This window comes from Arenibacter palladensis (assembly GCF_900129275.1).
GTDB lineage: Bacteria > Bacteroidota > Bacteroidia > Flavobacteriales > Flavobacteriaceae > Arenibacter > Arenibacter palladensis.
Genome location: NZ_FQUX01000003.1, coordinates 446817 through 467278, shown reverse-complemented (window position 1 = coordinate 467278; position 20462 = coordinate 446817). Strand labels below are relative to the sequence as shown.

The 20462-nt window shown below is 38.8% G+C and carries 10 protein-coding genes and 1 pseudogene; 8 read left to right on the top strand and 3 right to left on the bottom strand.

The annotated features are described in order from the left end of the window. Nucleotides 1-122: 122 nt before the first annotated feature. The 8 genes from BUA60_RS12110 (at nucleotide 123) to BUA60_RS12075 (ending at nucleotide 15942) form a co-directional block, all read left to right on the top strand. Nucleotides 123-3548 carry a TonB-dependent receptor gene (locus BUA60_RS12110; protein ID WP_072862026.1) on the top strand — a complete coding sequence of 1142 codons (3426 nt, stop codon included), beginning with the start codon at nucleotides 123-125 and terminating at the stop codon, nucleotides 3546-3548. A 19-nt stretch (nucleotides 3549-3567) separates the two neighbouring features. Continuing rightward, entirely contained in the window at nucleotides 3568-5145 is a 1578-nt protein-coding gene (locus BUA60_RS12105) for a RagB/SusD family nutrient uptake outer membrane protein (RefSeq protein ID WP_072862025.1), read from the top strand. Nucleotides 5146-5552: 407 nt separating this feature from the next. Further along, a complete protein-coding gene (locus tag BUA60_RS12100) occupies nucleotides 5553-8783 on the top strand; it encodes a DUF1553 domain-containing protein (RefSeq protein ID WP_245802539.1) in 3231 nt (1076 codons plus the stop codon). Nucleotides 8784-8853: 70 nt separating this feature from the next. After that, on the top strand, nucleotides 8854-10365 hold the full coding sequence (locus tag BUA60_RS12095; RefSeq protein ID WP_072862024.1) for a DUF1501 domain-containing protein: 1512 nt from the start codon (nucleotides 8854-8856) through the stop codon (nucleotides 10363-10365). Between the two features lie 49 nt (nucleotides 10366-10414). After that, the gene (locus BUA60_RS12090) at nucleotides 10415-11524 is read left to right on the top strand and encodes an NHL repeat-containing protein (RefSeq protein ID WP_072862023.1); all 1110 of its coding nucleotides are present in this window, start codon (nucleotides 10415-10417) and stop codon (nucleotides 11522-11524) included. Between the two features lie 78 nt (nucleotides 11525-11602). Next, nucleotides 11603-12997 (top strand): DUF2231 domain-containing protein, encoded by a 1395-nt coding sequence (locus BUA60_RS12085; protein WP_072862022.1) that lies wholly within the window; start codon nucleotides 11603-11605, stop codon nucleotides 12995-12997. A gap of 431 nt (nucleotides 12998-13428) precedes the next feature. Continuing rightward, nucleotides 13429-14793 carry an FAD-dependent oxidoreductase gene (locus tag BUA60_RS12080; RefSeq protein WP_218587923.1) on the top strand — a complete coding sequence of 455 codons (1365 nt, stop codon included), beginning with the start codon at nucleotides 13429-13431 and terminating at the stop codon, nucleotides 14791-14793. A gap of 156 nt (nucleotides 14794-14949) precedes the next feature. Further along, nucleotides 14950-15942, top strand: coding sequence for a hypothetical protein (locus BUA60_RS12075; RefSeq protein ID WP_072862021.1), 993 nt, complete (start codon nucleotides 14950-14952; stop codon nucleotides 15940-15942). A gap of 573 nt (nucleotides 15943-16515) precedes the next feature. On the opposite strand, the gene BUA60_RS12070 is transcribed toward BUA60_RS12075, so the two are convergent. The 3 genes and pseudogenes from BUA60_RS12070 to ypfJ form a co-directional block, all read right to left on the bottom strand. Further along, nucleotides 16516-18765, bottom strand: a complete 2250-nt coding sequence (locus BUA60_RS12070) for a carbohydrate binding family 9 domain-containing protein (protein WP_084532575.1) — start codon at nucleotides 18763-18765, stop codon at nucleotides 16516-16518. 323 nt (nucleotides 18766-19088) lie between these two features. Continuing rightward, a pseudogene (locus BUA60_RS12065) lies at nucleotides 19089-19466 on the bottom strand (PH domain-containing protein). A gap of 54 nt (nucleotides 19467-19520) precedes the next feature. Further along, nucleotides 19521-20420: a KPN_02809 family neutral zinc metallopeptidase gene (gene ypfJ, locus BUA60_RS12060; protein WP_072862020.1), complete on the bottom strand. Its 900-nt coding sequence runs from the start codon at nucleotides 20418-20420 to the stop codon at nucleotides 19521-19523. Between the last annotated feature and the right edge of the window lie 42 nt (nucleotides 20421-20462).

Here is a 20462-nt window from a genome sequence, read left to right as displayed (position 1 = left end):
AACCAGCAGAACAAAATAAATATTGTTATATCACATAAAACGGGGAATGTCCGACCATCCCCCGAATTGAGATAATGTGATTTAACGTAGACTATTGTTAAACCGATTAACCAAACAAAAATATGAAAAATATATATTTTAAGGGATGGCCTAGCCCTATTCCTTTCAAAATGACCCTCAAAATGAAACTGACCACCTTGTTACTTATAGTTTCACTTTTTAAGATTCAGGCCAATTCCTATTCCCAAAATACCAAGATTTCAATTAGTCATGATCAAATAAGTATAAGGGATGTCTTCAAGGAAATCGAAGATAAAAGTGAATTTAGATTTTTATACAAAAACAAAGAGATAGATTTAAAAAGAACAGTTTCTATTCATGTAACCAAGGAGAATATTTATGACATTCTGAGCCGACTTTTTAAGGGGACGAGTATCAAGTATGAGGTATTGGATAACCGGCAAATTGTACTTACCAAACAACTTTCAGGTATTTTTAAAGTTGAAGATGATATCCCAATAGCGGCAGGTATATTACAAATAACTGTAAATGGAAATATCGCTGATTCAAATGGATCTCCTCTTGCTGGTGCCAATGTGGTGGAAAAGGGCACTACCAACGGAGTTACAGCCGATTTTGATGGTAACTTCTCCATAAATTTAAGAGATAACAATGCAGTATTGGTGGTTTCCTATATTGGTTTTGCCACGAAAGAAGTCCAGGTAAACGGGCAGGCGAATCTGAGTATTATTTTGGAGGAAAGTTCAGCTGGACTAGATGAAGTTGTTGTTGTTGGTTACGGAACCACTAGACTAAGTGAAATAACCGGTGCTGTTGGTGTTGTAACAAGTGAAGAGCTCACTCGACAACCCGCTGTCAACCCATTGCAGAATCTAAGGGGCAAGGTTGCAGGTGTTTCGGTATTTTCAAATTCTGGACAACCAGGAGCTGGAAATAATAATGTCGTAATTAGGGGTGTGGGAACAATTAATGCGTCCACAAGACCTCTATATGTAGTTGACGGTCAACAGACTGATAATATTGATTTTCTAAATCCTAGCGATATTGAAAGCATAGAGGTCCTAAAAGATGCCTCTTCCGCGGCTATTTATGGGGCTCGTGGTGCTAATGGGGTCATATTGGTTACAACCCAATCGGGGCTGAAATATAATGGAACCATGGTTGAATATAGTTCCAATCTTAGCTTTGGTACCTTGGCTAAGAAAAGGAATTCCCTTTATACTGCTATGAACTCTGAAGAATTTTTGGAAGTGCAAAGAAAGTCCTATGAAAATATTCCTCTTTACCCTAATTATGTACCGGGTTCAACACCCCCTGTGTTCACAACGAACAACCCGCTTCTTTTTGATGCTCAGGGCAACCCTTTATATGATACTAATTGGGAAGATGAAACAACCAGAACTGCTATTTCACATGATCATCATTTGAGCATTCGTTCTGGGAGTGAAAAATCAAGTACAGGTTTCTTTTTGAACTACACGGATCAACAAGGGGTTTTTACTAATTCCTATTTTAAAAGAGCAGACACAAAATTTACCTATAATACTGATTTAAACGATTGGCTATCAGTGGGAGCGATTTTGAGATTAAATTACGTATGGGAAAATGAAGCTTTAATTGAAGGATTTGGTACTGATCCGATAGCGCGGACAATAATTGAATATGCACCGATTTTTCCGATAAGATTTCCTGATGGAACCTATTCAAGTTCAAATTCGGCAAATCTTACTGGTACAGGTCTTCTACTTGAATCGGGACCTAACCCTGTATCTGTTCTTGAAGAAGTGGATAATTTGAATGATCGTGTCAATTTTGAAGGTAACACTTTTGCTGATGTACGTCTTACTCCAGACCTTACTTTTAGGTCGCAATTTGGTATTACTTATAGAACATTTAGAAATCGATATTTCGCTCCTGCAACTTTATTCGGAACAGGGTCACCTGATGGAGTTGCAAGAGTGTCCCATTCTACAAATACTTTTTGGCAAAATGAGAATTTTTTAACATACGAAAAGGAAATAGGTGTAAGTAGGCTAAAGGGAGTACTGGGAGCTAGTTGGGCAGGATATTCTTCAGATGGGGTTTCAACTACCGTCAGAGGATTTGATAATAGCTTTTTCAAGTACAATAATTTAGGAGCAGGCTCAAATACCCAACCTGCCTCGTCTAATTATAACGATTGGTCTCTGAACTCATATTTCTTTCGGGGTAATTATACCTTCAACAATAAATATAACCTTACCCTCACAGGAAGGGCTGATGGATCGTCAAGATTCGGAAGGAACAACAAATACGGGTTTTTTCCCTCTGTTGGAGCCAACTGGGTAGTTTCCAGAGAAGATTTTCTAAAAGATTCAAAGGTAATCAATAGTTTAAAAATGAGAGCTTCCTATGGTGTAGTGGGGAATACTGATATTCCCTCGTATGCGTCATTAGCAACCGTGGGTTCCGGTACCAACTTAATAGGTGGGCAGTTAAGATCTACCAGTTATTTAACACGTCTGGCAAACCCAGATCTCAAATGGGAAAGAACCAGTCAATTTAATGTAGGGTTGGATTTACTTGCGTTTAAGGATGTAATAACTATATCTGCGGACTATTATTACAAATTAACGACCGATCTTTTGCTTGATCGTCCTATTCCATCTGCGTCTGGTTTTGAATCAATTCTTGCTAATATTGGATCGGTTTCTAATAGAGGTATTGATTTTTTAATTTCCTCCAAGAATATTGAAACCCAAAAATACTCATGGAATACTTCCTTGTCAGTAAATTACAATAAGAATAGAATTGAGGCCCTAGGTGAAAACAATGAGGACATATTTCCAGGACCGGGATTTGTGGATGGTAGTCAAACAATTTTAAGGGTTGGTGAACCGGTAAGTTCATTTTGGGGACTGGAAAGATTGGGTATATATGGTACTGACGAGGTAGCAGAGGCTGCCGCAGTTGGAAAAGTACCTGGACAAATAAAACGTAGTGCAGAGAGAAAAATTATTGGAAATGGGCTTCCTGATTATAGAGGTAGCTTTATCAATCGGTTTAGTGCTGGACAATTTGATGCGATAGTAGATTTGCAATTCTCTCTTGGTGCAGAAATTTTACAACAGTTTGTCACTACTGCGGAAGATCGTCAGGCATTGACCAATGGTTTTAAATCACAACTGGTTAATGGATGGACTCCTGATAACCAAGATACATTTATTCCGCAAATACGGAACACGGTGCTATCGGGACAGGATTTGGCGGTTGATAGCCATTGGGTTGCTGATGGGTCATATGTAAGAGGAAATTTACTTTCCTTGGGATATACATTTAATGATCAGATTCTCGAAACTTTAGGATTTAAATATGCTAGGTTTAATCTTAGCCTTGAAAACGCTTTTGTTATCGTATCTGACGAATTTAAAGGGTATGACCCCGAGCAAAATGGTCTTAATGACGGCAGCAATTTTGGTCAGAATATAGAGTTTTATTCCTATCCAAAACCGAGAACTTTCTCAATGGGATTAAATGTAAAATTTTAAAAAAATAAAGAATAGTATCATGAAAAAAATATCAAAAATAGTAGGGATAGCAATTTTTCTTCTGACTGTCTGTTCTTGCGAGGATTTTCTTGAAGAAACCCCTAGGGACGAAATCTCCGTTGATCAATTTTTTACGCAGCCCGATGATGTAAGATCTGCAGTTAACCAACTTTATGGAGCCGGAGCGCTAACAAGATATGTTAGTGGAGATTTCCAAATCAATCAGGCTTTAGGTGGATATTTGTCAGGTCTTTTTACAAATGAACGCACCGAACGTATAGGACCAGCCGAAGCAAATAATTTAACATTGAATGGAAGCAATTTGGACGCCTATTTATTTTCATATTGGAGAGATGTTTATCAAACTATTGGAAGGGCTAATACTGCGATACGATACATTCCACAAGTAGATGAACTTTCTGAAGGTCTTTCTACCACAGAAGCAAATTTATTAATGGCGGAAGCAAGATTTTTTAGAGCATTCAATTATTTTGCCTTGATAAAGGATTTCGGAGATGTACCGCTAATATTGGAACCTTTTGACAGTACGGAAGGTATTAATGTACCGCGTACTTCTACAACAACTGTATATGATGCAATTGTTGAAGACTTGGAGTGGGCACTTGATAATGGAGGTTTGGCGGATATTACGTTTGCAGATAATGGGTATAGAATAACCCGAGGAGTAGTCGCCACTACCTTGGCAAATGTAGAGATCCAAAGAGCAGGCTTTCCTGTTAATTTGGGGGCGGAAGCTTATCAACGGGCTGCAGCAGCTGCTAGGATTGTCATCAATAGTGGGCAATATGCCCTTATTCCTAATGGAGGCACACCGGAAACAAGTGCATTTAATGTGTTGCGAACTTCTGAAAATTCATCGGAGCAAATTTTCGCAATAGAAATGGATTCACAGTTTAAACCATCGCCATATGTATCTTGGTCATCTTCGAGATCTGGAAATTTTCCAGGAACTACGGTGGATCCATATCTTGCATATCTACCAGGCACCCAGTACATTGGATTTTATAACTCAGATGATGATCTTAGGATCCAAAACCGGCAACTATGGTATACTTCCATTAATCTGGATGGAACTGAGTTTCCTTTTCCGGATGGTATTTTCGGACCTTACACATGGTTTGATGAGGCTGCACTGTTTGAAACAGGGAGGAGTGGAAACAATTTTAATGTCAACCTTTATTCGGAAGTTTTGTTAGTGGCCGCCGAAGCTATTGCGCAGACAGAAGGAGTAACAGCAGAGGCAGTCGGTTATTTGGCCGATGTTAGAAGCCGGGCATCAATGACAATGACAAGAGATGCTATCGTAACGCAATTATCAACGTTATCACCAGATGCATTTGTCCAAGAGGTATGGAAAGAAAGGTTGAGAGAGTTGCCACTACTTTTTAAGATTTGGCCAGATGTCCAAAGAACAAGATTGTTTCCAGTTTCCAGTGGTCCGGGTGAAGTTAATTTTGTAAATGTTGTTGGACATACAAGTCCATTGGGTGCTACGTTCCAAGATATACATTTGCTACTTCCGATAGCAGTTACAGTTATGCAGAGAAATCCGGAAATCACTGGAAACGGGTATTAAATTATTTTTTAGGCATATTTGAATATTGATGGCATATTGAATATCATATGCCAATTGAGTACAACTATATTATGGTACAAGTATTAGAGTTGTTGGTAATTTTCAAGTACGGACAACTGCTCATAAGATAAAACTGTAGTAGCCTTATAAGAAATATCGATAGGTTCTTTCGGTATAGTAATATAGAATTATAAAAAATCGCGCTAATTAACTTTAGCGCGGTTTATTTGAACGTTTGCGGTTCTTTTTCTTAAGAGGACTCGTTTTTCAAAGTATAATTATCCATTATACAGTGGATTTGTTTCAAAAGGAAGACGAATGTCAAATAAACTTTAGTCCACAGGCGCACAAAAATGTTTTTTTGAAGGCGTTTTTTGGATATGCATGATTGTAGTAAAATTTAAATTATGGTTATCATAGACATGAAGAAATGTACATTTGGGTTATTGGTAATACTATTCGGAATTTCCTGTAGTGGCCCGGAATTGTCCGAAACCGTCTTGGTTGAATATGAAAACCTTCCGGAAAATATTGATTTCAACAAGGATGTCAAACCTATTCTCTCGGATAAATGTTTTATTTGCCATGGTCCCGACAATGCCAAGATTAAAGCTGGACTCCAGTTACATTCGGCCGAAGTGGCTTTTAAGGAATTAAAAGAATCTCCGGGCAAGTTTGGGATAACTCCTGGGAACCTCAATAAAAGTGAGGTTTTTCATAGGATTGTTTCTGACGATCCCAATTATGTTATGCCCGAACCAGACTCCCATTTGACCCTATCCGATTATGAGAAGGCGGTTTTAATAAAATGGATTGAGGATGGTGCTGAATATAAGGACCACTGGGCATTTATAAAGCCAGTAAATTACAAGGTACCAAATGTTAAAGAAGATAATGAAACGGTCAATCCAATCGATAATTTCGTGATATCCCGATTAGAGAAGGAAAAAATAGCACCGTCTCCTGAAGCGGATAAAGAAGTGTTGTTACGCAGATTAACACTTGATCTTACCGGATTGCCACCTACCTTGGATGAAATAGACTCCTTTCTAAAGGATTCATCGGTAAATGCCTATGAAAAACAGGTAGACCGTTTGTTGGCTTCACCCCATTACGGGGAGCAAATGGCATTAGGTTGGATGGATCTATCCCGTTTTGCCGATACCCATGGTTATAGTGTGGATAGATATAGAAATATGTCACCATGGAGGGATTGGGTCATCAAATCATTTAATGATAATATGCCCTACGATCAGTTTCTTACTTGGCAACTTGCAGGGGATTTAATGGAGAATCCCACCAAAGAAATGATTTTGGCAACTGCATTTAACCGCATACACCCTCAAAATATGGAGGGAGGAATTATAAATGAAGAGTTTTTGGTGGAGTATGCAGTCGATCGGGCAAGCACCGTTGGTCAGGCCTTTATGGGGCTCACTGTAGCATGTGCGCGTTGCCATGATCACAAATACGACCCTATATCCCATAAGGAGTTTTATGAGTTGACAAGTTATTTCAACAACGTAAATGAATCGGGGCAAATTTCTTTTAACAACGCTATGCCGGTTCCTACTTTATTATTGACTACCGAGGAAGAGGAAGACCTGCTGGCCTATATGGAGGGGCTGATATACGAGACGGAAAATGATATTAAGGATATAGAAAGTAATCAGATTGCCAAAGATTTTGAACAATGGTTACATGAGGGCAAATACAAGGATATTCTGGAACGTAAACAAGTTGAGGGCCTACAAGCCTATTTTGATTTAAACGATTCACGTTTGCGTAATACCCTGAACCCCTTACAGAGAGGAACTATTAAAGTTGAAGGGACAGAGGTGCTAAAGGTTAACCTTGTAGATGGACAACAAGGAAAAGGGCTGATATTCGATGGAGATGCCTGGCTGGATTTAAATGGGGCGGGAGTTTTTGGACGTAATGATGCTTTTAGCGTGAGTGTATGGGCCAATATCCCCAGAGAACTTGAGAATGGCAATATTTTTCATAAAGGAATTGGTGCCATTTTTCAGAATTGGCGGGGCTACCACCTACGTATACTAGAGAATAAATTGGAAATTATGATGGCGCATACGGCCCCTGATAATGCCATCGTCGAAGTATCCAAAGATGAGTTCCCAAGAGATCAATGGGTCAACTTTACCTTAACCTATGATGGGTCTAGTACGGCGGATGGATTACAACTTTATCTTAACGGGAAAGAGGTGGAGACCATTACCAAGAACGATAACCTATATAAGGATATCCTTTTTAGGATAGACAAGGAACCTGGATTACAATTAGGGGCTAGGTATAGAGGTAAGGGTATAAAAGGGGGCGTTGTAGATGAAATTAAGGTTTTTGACAGGGAGTTGTCAACCCTTGAGGTCAAATTGCTATCTAAGGACAGTAGTCTTCAGGATGTGTTGATGAAAGAGACTAAGGATTTGTCGGAAGAGGATAGGGACCTGTTATTGGCCTATTATACTAAATCAATTTCCGATAAGGCTGACAAACACTACAAAAAATTGTCAAAATTGAGAAAGCAATATGTAGATAGTGTTGAGAAAGTGCAAGAGGTAATGGTGATGAAAGAAACTGCCGAGCCGGTACAGGCCTATATTCTGGACAGAGGAGTGTATAGCGAGAAAAGGGAAAAGGTTTATCCAAATACCCCAACGGCAATATTGCCAATGCCTAACGATTACCCGAAAAATAGATTGGGCTTTGCCAAATGGCTAATGCATGATGATCACCCTTTGACGGCCAGGGTTGCCGTAAATCGTTTTTGGCAACACTATTTTGGTAATGGATTGGTGAAAACAAGTGAAGATTTTGGAAATCAAGGTGAAATGCCCAGTCATCCAGAGCTACTGGATTGGCTGTCCATATACTTTAAGGACTCAGGGTGGGATGTAAAGGCTTTTCAGAAATTGATTGTCATGTCAAAAACGTATCGCCAATCTTCATTGGCAAACGATAGTTTGCTAAATATAGATAAGGATAATCGGTTACTGGCAAGGGGTCCATCCGGTAGGTTAACTGGCGAAATGTTACGTAATAGTGCCTTGGCCAGTTCGGGTCTACTTAATAGGAAAATTGGAGGGGAAAGTGTTAGCCCATATCAGCCTGAAGGATTATGGCTGGTGAACGGAGCACGTTATCAGGTCGATTCCGGGGAAAAGTTGTACCGACGAAGTCTTTATACAATTTGGAAACGTTCTGTACCACACCCTACGCTCGCCACTTTTGATTCGCCGGCAAGAGATTATTCTATTATGAGGAGACAGGAAACGAATACACCTTTGCAGGCCTTGGTCCTGCTCAATGATCCTACGTATGTGGAGGCTGCCAGGGTCTTGGGCAAGGAAATTTCTGAAACAGGTGACATTGTAATTGGCATATCTACGGTTTTTAGAAAGCTCACAGGTAGGACTGTTAACGATAGTGAACTGGCAGTGTTATTGGAACTTCAGCGTAGTGAATACAGCAAGTTCTCTGAAAATGCCGATAAGGCAAGAGGCTGGTTGAATACAGGAGAATTTAAGTTGAAAGACGGAGATGATAAAGCACTTATAGCCGCCAATGCAGTTGTGGTGAGTACTATTATGAATACGGATGCCTTTATCACCAAAAGATAGAATCTTAGGAGGACTAGAATACAGAACGGCTACAGGGAGCATAAATAAATTTTAATTTAACGAATCTGATATGTGTAATCATCACGATAAGCTAAGATCCAATAATGTGGATTTACAGCAAATTGAAAAACAATTGGATAGAAGAACATTTTTTAAAAAGACCTCTATGGGTCTTGGTGCACTCGCATTAGGATCTTTGCTCAATACGGAGAAAATGTGGAGTTCGGTGGAGCCAATGACTGGCAACGCTGACATGGTAGGCTCTTTTACAAAAAATAAACTTGGGCTTCCTCACCATCTGCCTAAGGCCAAACGAGTGGTATATCTTTTTCAGAGCGGTGGGCCATCACAGATAGATCTGTTCGATTATAAGCCCAAACTCAAGGATATGTATGGTCAGGATTTACCGGACTCAATAAGGGCGGGTCAGCGTCTTACTGGCATGAGCGCCGATCAGACTGCCTTTCCTATTGCAGCATCAACCTTGAATTTTAAGCAATATGGAGAATCCCGTGCATGGGTCAGTGATGCCATGCCTTACTTGTCAGAAGTAGTAGATGATCTGTGCTTTATAAAAAGTATGCATACTGACCATATTAATCACGACCCGGCCATTACTTTTTTTCAAACAGGAAATCAACAGCCAGGAAGACCTTCCATAGGATCATGGCTTAGTTATGGACTAGGTTCGGATAATGATAACTTACCAACTTTTATTGCCCTTGTATCCAAAAATGGATCAGGACAGCCATTATATTCTCGTTTATGGGGCAATGGGTTTTTACCGACTGAACATCAAGGGGTTCAATTTCGTTCAGGTAAGGATCCCGTACTCTATTTAGGAGATCCAGAGAATTACGATGGTAACGATCGAAGGAATATGCTTAATTATTTGAACAAATTGAATAATATCAGCCATGATACCTATGGGGATTCAGAAATAAAGGCAAGGATAGCACAATACGAAATGGCATATAAAATGCAGACATCGGTTCCGGAAGTCACCGATACTTCGGACGAACCCGATTACATATTTGACATGTACGGGCCGGATAGTCGAGATCCCGGAACTTATGCGGCCAATTGTCTTATGGCCAGAAAATTGTTGGAGAAGGACGTTAAATTTGTACAGCTTTTTCATCAAGGATGGGATCAACATAATGATTGTCCTGCAGGAGTGAAAAATCAAAGTAAAAGCACTGATCAGGGAACTGCAGCTTTAATTAAAGATCTTAAACAACGAGGCATGTTAGAGGATACGTTGGTAGTTTGGGGAGGAGAGTTCGGTAGGACAGTTTATTCTCAAGGTCAGTTGACAGCTACGAATTACGGTCGCGATCACCATCCAAAAGCATTTACAATGTTTATGGCTGGTGCAGGCGTAAAACCCGGATTTACCTATGGAGAAACTGATGACTTTAGCTACAATATAACCAAAGACCCGGTTCATACACATGACTTTCAAGCTACTTTGTTGCACCTGTTCGGAATAGATCATGAGCGTCTTACGTTTAAACATCAAGGTCGTAGGTTCAGACTTACTGATGTGCATGGTGATGTGGTTAAGGATATTCTCACCTAAGTTTTTAAAATACGTCCAAAATTTAATCGAAACATTAATAGTTATTAGAATGAAGAATTCCAGAAGAAAATTTATAGGTAATACTGCCTTGTTAGGAACTGCCTTGGCAACAACGCCATCATTTGGCTTTCATTTTCTTAAAAAAAGTGCTCCTACTGATGATATTGTGGGACATGGTGATTTTAAGTATAGGGTAGTAAGAGACTGGGCTAAAATGAGTGTTGGACACAATCCAATACTTAATTGTCATGAGATGCAAATGGATAGCAAAGGTCGTTTATTAATGATAGGAGATCATACTGCAAATAATATTTTGGTTTTCGATAAATCCGGAAAACTACTTGATGCTTGGGGTACAGGTTACCCGGGCGGCCATGGGTTGACTCTCCACAATGAGGGAGGTGAGGATATTCTGTATATTGTGGATTGCGGTTATTTTGTTGATAAAACCGGTAAAGCTCAAGCACAAGCTGGTCAAGTACTTAAAACCACCGTCGATGGACGTCTTATTTTCCCCCTTCCCCATCCTCAAACAATTGGTGTTTATAAGCCGGATGAGGCATATCGCCCAACAGAAACGGCTATTGGACCCAATGGTGATATTTATGTAGCTGATGGATACGGTTCGGATTATATTCTGCAGTTCAACCATAAGGGCGAATTTATTCGTAAATGGGGAGGCCAAAACAATGCGGACAAGAACTATAATCTCGTAAATGCTCATGGGGTAGCGGTTGATTATAGGGATAAAAATAATCCCGTCTTAGTGGTAACGTCCAGGACGGAAAATGCCTTCAAATTTTTTACTCTTTCAGGAAAATACATCAAAACTTTAAATCTCCCTGGAGCTTTTGTATGTCGACCAGTAATGGATGGTGATAACATTTATGCCGGAGTATGTTGGTCCGAGACCAAGGAAGGTAAAAAATGGGTCAAGGATACGGGGTTTGTAACCATCTTGGATGCCCAAAATAAAGTTGTTTCCAACCCGGGCGGGGAAGCGCCAAATTATATTGACGGGAAGTTACAGACTATGCACAATTCTCAGAATCCCATTTTTAATCATGGACATGACGTTTGTGTCGATGAGGACAAAAATCTATATGTATGCCAATGGAACGCCCATCATACGGCCCCGATTAAATTGGAAAGAATTTAAAATAGTTAATGAACAATGACACCTTTACAACCCATAAAAAAATTTGGAAAATAGGGGGTTATGATATAATATTTTACAATGGACAATAGTGTATCGGATTTAGTACTGTTTATAGGAAGGTTTCACCCAATTATCGTACATTTTCCTATTGGATTTTTATTTTTTGCTTTTATTTTGGAAGCAGTTAGTAGGCTAAAAAAGTATTCTCACATTTCCGATGCCATCCCCTTAGCTTTACTTGCAGGGGCTATAAGTGCCTTTGTGGCTTGTATCATGGGTTATATGCTTTCCCAAAGCGGCGATTATGAAAAGAGTACATTGGATACTCATTTTTGGTTAGGAATAGCCACAACTGCATTGGCATTTTTGGCGTGGTTGATCAGAACTGAAATAATCAGAATACAGAGCCTAGCTGGCCTAAAACCAAATATTTCAGCGCTTTTACTAGTGATATTAGTTTTGGGGATAACGGGACATTATGGGGGAAATCTCACTCATGGAAGTGATTACCTTTTAAAATATGCCCCTTTTGGAAATGACGATAAAATTCCTTTGGTTGCCGTTACCAATGTTAAGGAGGCCGGGGTTTATGACTATCTGGTGAACCCTATTTTTGAGACTAAATGTATTTCATGTCACAATAAGAGTAAAAAAAAGGGTGGGCTGTCACTTCAAGATAGTGTTGCAATTAAAAAAGGAGGTGAAAATGGAGCGGCGATTGCAGCAGGTGATGTAAATAAGTCCGAATTGATGCGTCGCGTAATGCTGGATCCGCACCATGAAGATTTTATGCCACCTGAGGGCAAAACCCCCTTAACTGATGAAGAAAAGGCTATTCTGAACTATTGGATAGATAAAGGCAATGCAGATTTTAATATAAACCTGGGGGAGCTAGAAACATCTGAATACATTGTTAGTTTGGCCTCCAGATTATTGGGCTTGAAAGACGCTTCTGGCCGGGTAAATGGAGATCTTCCGATAGTATCGAAAGTAAATAAAGAGGTTCTAGAAAGTATTGTGGTAGAGGGGTTCCGGGTTCGTGAACTGGTTTTTGAATCAAATTTGTATGAGATCGTCTTACCTCCCCAAACAATTACCAAAGATAACGCCAATGAAATAGATCGGAAGCTAAAAAAGTTACTTCCGATTAAAGAAAACATTATGTGGTTGTCCTTAAAAGACAACTACCTAGGGGATCAATATTTAAAAGATATAGGTACAATGGTGAATTTGTATAAATTGGATATAGACAATAATCCCATTTCGGATATAGGTGTTGCCGAATTAGTAAATATCCCAAATCTTGAAGGATTAAATCTGTATAAGACAAAAGTGACCAAGAAAAGTTTATCATCTTTTTCAAGAATGATTAGTTTAAAACGGGTCTATGTATCGGAAACATTAATATCCAAAAATGATGTAGCCCTATACATGGAAAGGGAAGAAAGACCAAATTTAGTAATAGGTATTTAGATTATCTTAATCCCTAATTTTTAGATTATAGTATGTTACTTCGATTGGATAAAATAGGCAATAAAACATTTATGAATTTCCTGTAATCTCGGAATTCTATTAGAAATAATTAAACAATTTGAGTTGAGTTAGATTAGTTGAAAAGGAACAATGGGAAAATGTTGTTCCTTTTTTTTTGTTGTCAATATAATCTTTGATTTAGTTGTTCATCAAGGGATTAAAAAATCGTTTTACCTTTCTTTATGAAAATTATTTCATTACTTGTAGTTTGTTTGTGAAAAGCATTATTTATGGCCTATTCCTATATCGGAGATCAATTTTAATAATGAGATGAGTCAGACCGACCAGAATTCAGGGTATTAAGAACAATGGGTGGCAGATCAGATCTAATGATCCATATTCCAAAAAATTTATTGAATTATAAAAAACAAATGAGCAACATAAAAAGAAGATCTTTACTTAAAACTATAGGCCTTGCCTCGGTTGGAATAATGACCCCATCATTGTTAAAATCAGAAACGCTAAAAGAACCTTATAAAATCATAGAAAAATCTGTAAAAACAGATGTATTGATAGTTGGAGGTGGTACGGCCGGAACTATTGCTGCAATTCAAGCGGGAAGGGCAGGAGCAAAAACGATATTGATAGAAAGTGGCAGTCAACTTGGAGGAACCACCACTACTGGTGGCGTTTCTTTTCCAGGCATTTTTCACACCTGGGGCAAGCAAATTATCGGTGGTATTGGTTGGGAGTTGGTACTCGAAAGTGTAGAGCTAAATGGTGATAAACTGCCCGATTTTTCGAAAAATCCAGATAGGCACTGGAAACATCAAGTTGCCGTAAATCCAGCTATTTATGCGTTACTGGCGGAAGAAAAATGTATAGAGGCCGGAGTAGATGTAAGGTTTTACGAAACACCTATAAAGGTTGAATTTAAAGAAGGAATGTGGTGGGTAGAATCTGTGGGTAAGGGAGTAAAGAACCTAATTACGTGTAGCCAGATTATAGATTGTACCGGAAATGCCCTTATTGCATCCATGGATGGTTACGACCTGCTTAGGGAAGAGGATACACAGCCAGGTTCTTTGGTTTTTAGTATGGAGGGATATGATATTAAATCGCTTGATTTGACAAAAATTCCTAAAAAATACCATGGATACCTACATCAGAATAAGCTGGAGTCACAAATCCGTACTACAGGTGAAAATACCTCAGTGCCCTATGGTTATGTGTACGTGAACGGAGCGGATAACACAACAGCTGAAACCCATACCCTCGCCAATCAACAAGGTAGGCGAAATTTATTGAAATTGATCCGTAATCTTAAAGAGCTTCCTGGATGCGAAAATATTCGAATCACCAATATGAAAACTGAAACTGCAGTGAGAGAAACCTATCGAATTGATGGGGTGTATAAAATCACTCATGAAGATTATGTTTCTGGGAAAATTTTTGATGATTCGCTTTCTTATTCCTTTTATCCGGTGGATCTGCACCGGGATGGTAAATCAATCTATCAAGAATTTCTAAAACCTGAAATCGTTGCTTCCATACCACTTAGGGCATTGATTCCAAAATCGAGCAGTAATTTCTTGGTTGCTGGACGTTGTGTAAGTAGTGATCGGTTGGCCAACTCAGGCTTAAGGGTACAGGCATCTTGCATGGGAATGGGACAAGCGGCGGCGGCCACAGCTGTTCTAGCCCATAAAAGGGGTATAACTCCATCAAATGTTCCGATAAGTGACATCAAAGAATTGCTTAAGGTTCATGGTGCCATCATACCGGGTGCTATTTAAGAATCCGATAAAACCAACAAATTATAAATGCCCTTTAAAATAAGAAATATCCCTGCAGTAAGTAGAGTGTTAAGAGGTTGCCTTCCGTTTGTTCTACTTCTTTGCATTAGTTCCTGTTTTCTATCTAAGAGAACAATTGGATATTCTGTTGACCCAATGTTCACGTCCAATTATAGTAAAGAAGAGAATAGGTTGACGTCTTTTGGAGATTCTTTGTTTCTAGTTAAAGCCAGTGATGGTCTACCCGTTCATTATTTTCAGCAATATAATACGGGAGTTTGTTTTGACAATAAATGTAGGCCGTTAAGTATATCGATTTATTGGAGTGTTACCGGTCGATATTTAGGATTCGAGTTGCCTAAGGAAGAGTTTTTAAGCAAAACCGATCACGAACCTTTCGTACCTGAGGAATATGAATTCCTCAATTCATTATTGGCCAATCCAGACTTACCTTTCGCCGACATGGAATACCACGAATTGATGGACCAACCATCAGATGCCGTAGAATCGGTCGATGCAGTTTCGGGAGCAACTTCTGCAATGGTGTCTAACATTGTGGTAAAAGGTGCCGTATACACTACCTATAAGCTCTGGAATATTGTTTACGGCCCTACTAAGGATTTCATTGCCGGTCATACCGGGTCAATTTTAACTCCCCAATTAATTGAGGAAATTTTAATGGCTAACAACCAAGAGGATAAAGTGTGGGTTTTAGAAAGGTTTCCAGAAAATATTGAAATGACCGATTCGCTACTGGATATTATTGAGACGTTGATTGTTCAGGCTGATTTCCATATGGCCTATACTGCAGCTCATGCCATTAAAGGATCTCAATTAAGATCTGATGGAATCCAGAATATGCTTTTCAATGCTTACGGAAAATCAAATGACCCAAGTATAAAAAGTTTAATTATCAATAAGCTCGGGCAAGCACCTTTTCTATGTACAGAGGTAATTAATAGCTCTAGAAATTATATAGAAAAATTGAATGGAAATGAACTAGTGGATATGCTTAATTTACTTAAAAAGCACAATGTTACAGATAAACAGACTGTATTGATTGTGGAAAAATTGTTAAGTAACGAAAACATATTTATTGTAAACCAGGCTCAAAAATTTCTGAATCAAGCCCAGCTTTCAAACCAATAAACGAAATAGTAAAAATGCCCACTATTAAAAAATTTGAATTTGATTAGTGGATGGGAACAATGGGAATCTATTGTTCCTTTTTTTGTTCTCGAAAGTTGGAGTATAACTTTGAAATGTCAACTACAGACCAACCACATTGCATCCACATTAGAAGCATAATTAAATAAATTCTAATATTTTTATAATCAGTTTTTTAAGATGTTTTGGTTGCATGGACATCGTAAAATAACCACCCACACCCACCATTTTTAACCATAGGTCCACCACAGGCTAACCATGTTTACATTATTATATTAACCCAAGGATAGCCAAAGAATGACCAATGGAAAATTATATATAGATTATTAAACTCCATTTAGGTGTAGATTGAGGTAAAAATAGATGCCGAAAGTATAAGGAAATTGGCAATTGGTAATAAAAATGCAATTGCGATTGGATTGTCTTTAAACCCCACCATTAGTTTCAGAACCAAAAATAATAACAATAGCATTTTGTATTTTTTCCAAGTTTTTACCTGAGAATAAGAAAGTCTTGGTTATTTGATTCCCCGCGGTCTTTATGACTATTACCTACCTAAAAACGATAGGTGTAAACTGCCTTCATCGCTGCTCCCTGTTGTGTTGTAAAAAGTCTTCTGTTCAATGTTGGGTCGTTTAGCCAATTGTGGTTATACACAAAAAAAATGTCGGTACCAGGGGTAATTATCCATCTAAAACGGGTGTTGGTCCCCAGAACATCGCTTATATCATCAAATTGGATGTTAGACGAAAGTGAAATATCGGGCGTAAAATCAAGGCCAAGATCTATCTGGAATAAATTGGTACTAAATCCACTGTTTTCAGCACTTACTTCGGTATGCGTGTACCCACTGCTTAGATTAATACCAAGTGCTGGGCGAATGGTTAGACCCATAACCAGACTTGTAATATTTCCGGTCCAAAATCCTCCGGCTTCATAACCAATTGATCCAGATACCTTACGAAAGGAGGCAGAAGATGCTTGTATTTCGTAACCCCAATTCACATATTCCCCTGGAGCTACAATAACTGTACTGTCCCCAAGTATATCAAATTCTTCATTAAGAAATTCAAAGTTCCTAGAGACTTCAACACCTAAATTATCACCAGATTCAAAACGGATGGTTCCCAAGTTAAACCGGAGATTTTCGGTAAGAAGTTTATTTTCCAATGAAGTGAGATATTCATAGTAAATGCCCCATTCTATTTCTCTTATAAAGGAGCTCTTTTCAAATAGAGGAGCATAGTTAATTGCCGGTTGCAACCTTTTAAAACCGTTACGTTGGTTAAACCCGATCGCTGGATCATACTCATCTCCAAATTCCCTGTACGAAACCCAAGCAGACCAGGGTTGGTTGGGAAAATTAAAACGAAACCCGCGGACTGATCTATCGGATATGGAGGTAGAATTATCAAAGGGTGAAGCGGGGTTGTGTGCAACAAAAAAAGCTGAGAACTGTAGTGTACTATCTCCTAGAAATTCTGAAGTACTTATGTTTAGATCGGTACCCCACGTTTTTCTATCTTGAATTGGGTTACCAAATAATATATCGTCTTTGGTGCTTCTATGGGTATATATTAGGCCGATAGAACTCTCCTTCCAGAAATTTCTTGTATATCTGGCCACTGAAAAATTTTCTGGATTCAGCTCTCCTTCGCTTCCTGTACGTACGTGTAATAGTGCAATGTTGCTCTTGCCTATATTTCCTATAAGACGACCTCCATACTTAATAGGGATAGGTAACCCTTTCACCAGACCGATTCTGCGACTAAAATAAGGGTCTACATTACTTGACGGTGCAAATTGCAAAATTGAGGATCCCTCTAGGAAAAAATCTCTTTTCTCTGGGAAACGCAAAGGAAAACGAGTAAGATTTATTTGTCGATTGTCCACCTCGGTCTGGGCAAAATCAGTATTGTAGGTAATAGAAGCTTTCAATTGGGATGTAATATTGTAATTAATATCAAACCCAAGGTCGGCAGAAGAAGTACTGCTGTACTCGTCCTTTTCGTCATCATATTCTTTGCTGTACTGGGTAATGCCATAAGGGACAATTTCTAAGCCTAATCCCTGCGAATGTCCAATAAGCCCCGTAAGAATACCGGCATTCTGCGGTCGTAACAACCCCTGATTGCGGCGATGTCCTGTCCATAATTGTTCTTCGTTTTTACGGCGTATGGTCCTTTGAAAATTAATTCCCCAAACATCGCTTTTTGGATTAAAGTTTATACTGCGAAAGGGGATTTTGATTTCGGCAGACCAACCAAAATCGCCTATATAGGTCCATGCATTCCAAATACCATCCCAGTCTTTGTTCAACGTTTGACCCTGGCCAGAAGAAATGAGACCATCCCCCCGTAATCCCAAGGGATTTATTTCGAAAAAATAGGCACTTCGCTTGTCCATAAATGTATCAAAAATCCATCTAAAGCGATCATCTGTCTCTAGCGGTGCGTCCCTTTTCTTTTGAAAAGTCTTTATATCTGACGGACTGCTATCATAACAAACCACTGCGATATAGATATATTGGCTATCGAAGGCAATTCGTACTTCAGTTTGCTCTGTTGGTTCAGCCCCTTCTTTTGGTTCTTGCATTAAGAAATTGCCATTGCCCGGAATAGTAGTCCAAAATTCTTCATCCACAATCCCATCCATACGAAGCTCTATGCCATTAAGTGAATACCCAATTATTTCTTTGACATCATTATCCATGTCCTGACCAAATCCTAGAACAAGTATAAGGTATATCGGTATCTGATAAATGGCCTTTATAAGTATTTTCGTAAAGTGATTCTGGAAATTCATGTGTTTTGCATCACATTTATTTTATCTATAAGGTCCGTGCTTATTTTCATTATGAATCCATTTTCCCTTTATGCCCGAAAGAATCAGAATGATTGTGCCTTTGTGGGTTTATCTCCTAAAAGTACATAGTGCCTTAGTTTAATCATTCCCAACTTGGGTGACTATTGCATAAGTTAGTAAAAAATTCGGTCACGGCCATTACCGGGGGAGGAGGTCACTATAATGAAGATTCTAGAAAAAAACAGTTCTAATCATGGGCAGATTAAAATCATCGATGATAAACCACTTACCAGATATTGTATTTAAACTTGTAAAGCAAAAGGTTATATTACCTTTTTGGCTAAATATTTTTGGACTTCGTATACATCTATGCTTTTATTGAATTTCTTACTTACACTAGGTGTATCCTCACTGGAAATCCAAATCTTTAGCTATGCGTCCAAATCAAATGTTCCTGATGTTTCCAGGGAGAAGCGGGAAATGTTTTTAAATGGCAAGGATTTGTACTCAATTTTGCTTCCCGTAAGGCCTTGGATATCCACTAAAATTAACCTTTTATTGGTGAACATAAATACATCCCTGAACAAGGTAAATCCGAGTTCGATTTGTTCATCGTCTATAAGTAATTTAGCGTACTTCTGATTAAGTTTTTCTGATGAAACCTCACTCGCGTTTCCTAATATTTTATTTAATAGACCCATATACTATTCTCCAAATCTAGATTTATTCAGTTCCATGGTAAATTACTACTATAATTAAAGAAACTTGGCATTAAAAGTGTCTCCTTGCGAAATATCACCTGTTTCAAACCCCTTTTTAAACCATCTAATTCGCTGTTCCGATGTACCGTGGGTAAATGAGTCAGGTACCACCTTTCCGGTTGATTGACGCTGTAACCTATCATCACCGATTGAATTGGCGGCATTAAGGGCCTCCTCTAGATCACCTTCCTCCATCATTTGTGTCATGCGTTGGGAACGATTTGCCCAAACACCTGCTAAAAAATCTGCTTGTAATTCTAATCGCACCGAAACCTTATTGAATTCAGTCTCGCTTAATTGACCCCTCAGACGATTTACCTTGTCCATGGTGCCCATTAGTTTTTGAACATGATGACCAACCTCATGGGCTATGACATAGGCTTGTGCAAAGTCACCTGGAGCATTCATTTGGCGTTCCATATCCTGAAAAAAACTTAGATCCAGATATAATTTTTGATCACCAGGGCAATAGAAAGGACCAGTAGCACTTGACGCAGAACCGCAGGCAGAAGTAACGTAACCTGAAAAAAGCACTAAGGTCGGTTCTTGGTAATTATCTAAAATATTATTCCACACATCTTCGGTACTGGCCAAAATAGTCGCACTGAATTCCGCCTGCTGATTTTCTTCTTCAGTACCTTGATAGGATTCTGTAGTTCCCGGCTGATTGTTGCCCCCTAGAAAGATATTACCAAGGAAACTTATAGGATTATTACCTGTAATAAAAGAAAATACCAATAATACTCCAACTATAATTAAACCGGTTTTTGAAAAAAGAAGTTTAATTAATGGTCCTAGTAACATAGGATTAAAGCCACCTATTCCTCTGCTTGAACCAGATGAACCTCTTTTATCTTCTACATTTGAACTTTGACGCCTACCTTTCCATTTCATATTGAATATTATTAAAATAAATTCTCTAACTAGATACCTCCC

Coding starts and splice junctions, on each gene's coding strand:
- BUA60_RS12080 (WP_218587923.1), top strand. CDS start 13,429: ATGAGCAACATAAAAAGAAGATCTTTACTTAAAACTATAGGCCTTGCC.
- BUA60_RS12085 (WP_072862022.1), top strand. CDS start 11,603: ATGGACAATAGTGTATCGGATTTAGTACTGTTTATAGGAAGGTTTCAC.
- BUA60_RS12100 (WP_245802539.1), top strand. CDS start 5,553: ATGGTTATCATAGACATGAAGAAATGTACATTTGGGTTATTGGTAATA.
- BUA60_RS12075 (WP_072862021.1), top strand. CDS start 14,950: ATGTTCACGTCCAATTATAGTAAAGAAGAGAATAGGTTGACGTCTTTT.
- BUA60_RS12070 (WP_084532575.1), bottom strand. CDS start 18,765: ATGAATTTCCAGAATCACTTTACGAAAATACTTATAAAGGCCATTTAT.
- BUA60_RS12095 (WP_072862024.1), top strand. CDS start 8,854: ATGTGTAATCATCACGATAAGCTAAGATCCAATAATGTGGATTTACAG.
- BUA60_RS12105 (WP_072862025.1), top strand. CDS start 3,568: ATGAAAAAAATATCAAAAATAGTAGGGATAGCAATTTTTCTTCTGACT.
- BUA60_RS12110 (WP_072862026.1), top strand. CDS start 123: ATGAAAAATATATATTTTAAGGGATGGCCTAGCCCTATTCCTTTCAAA.
- BUA60_RS12090 (WP_072862023.1), top strand. CDS start 10,415: ATGAAGAATTCCAGAAGAAAATTTATAGGTAATACTGCCTTGTTAGGA.
- ypfJ (WP_072862020.1), bottom strand. CDS start 20,420: ATGAAATGGAAAGGTAGGCGTCAAAGTTCAAATGTAGAAGATAAAAGA.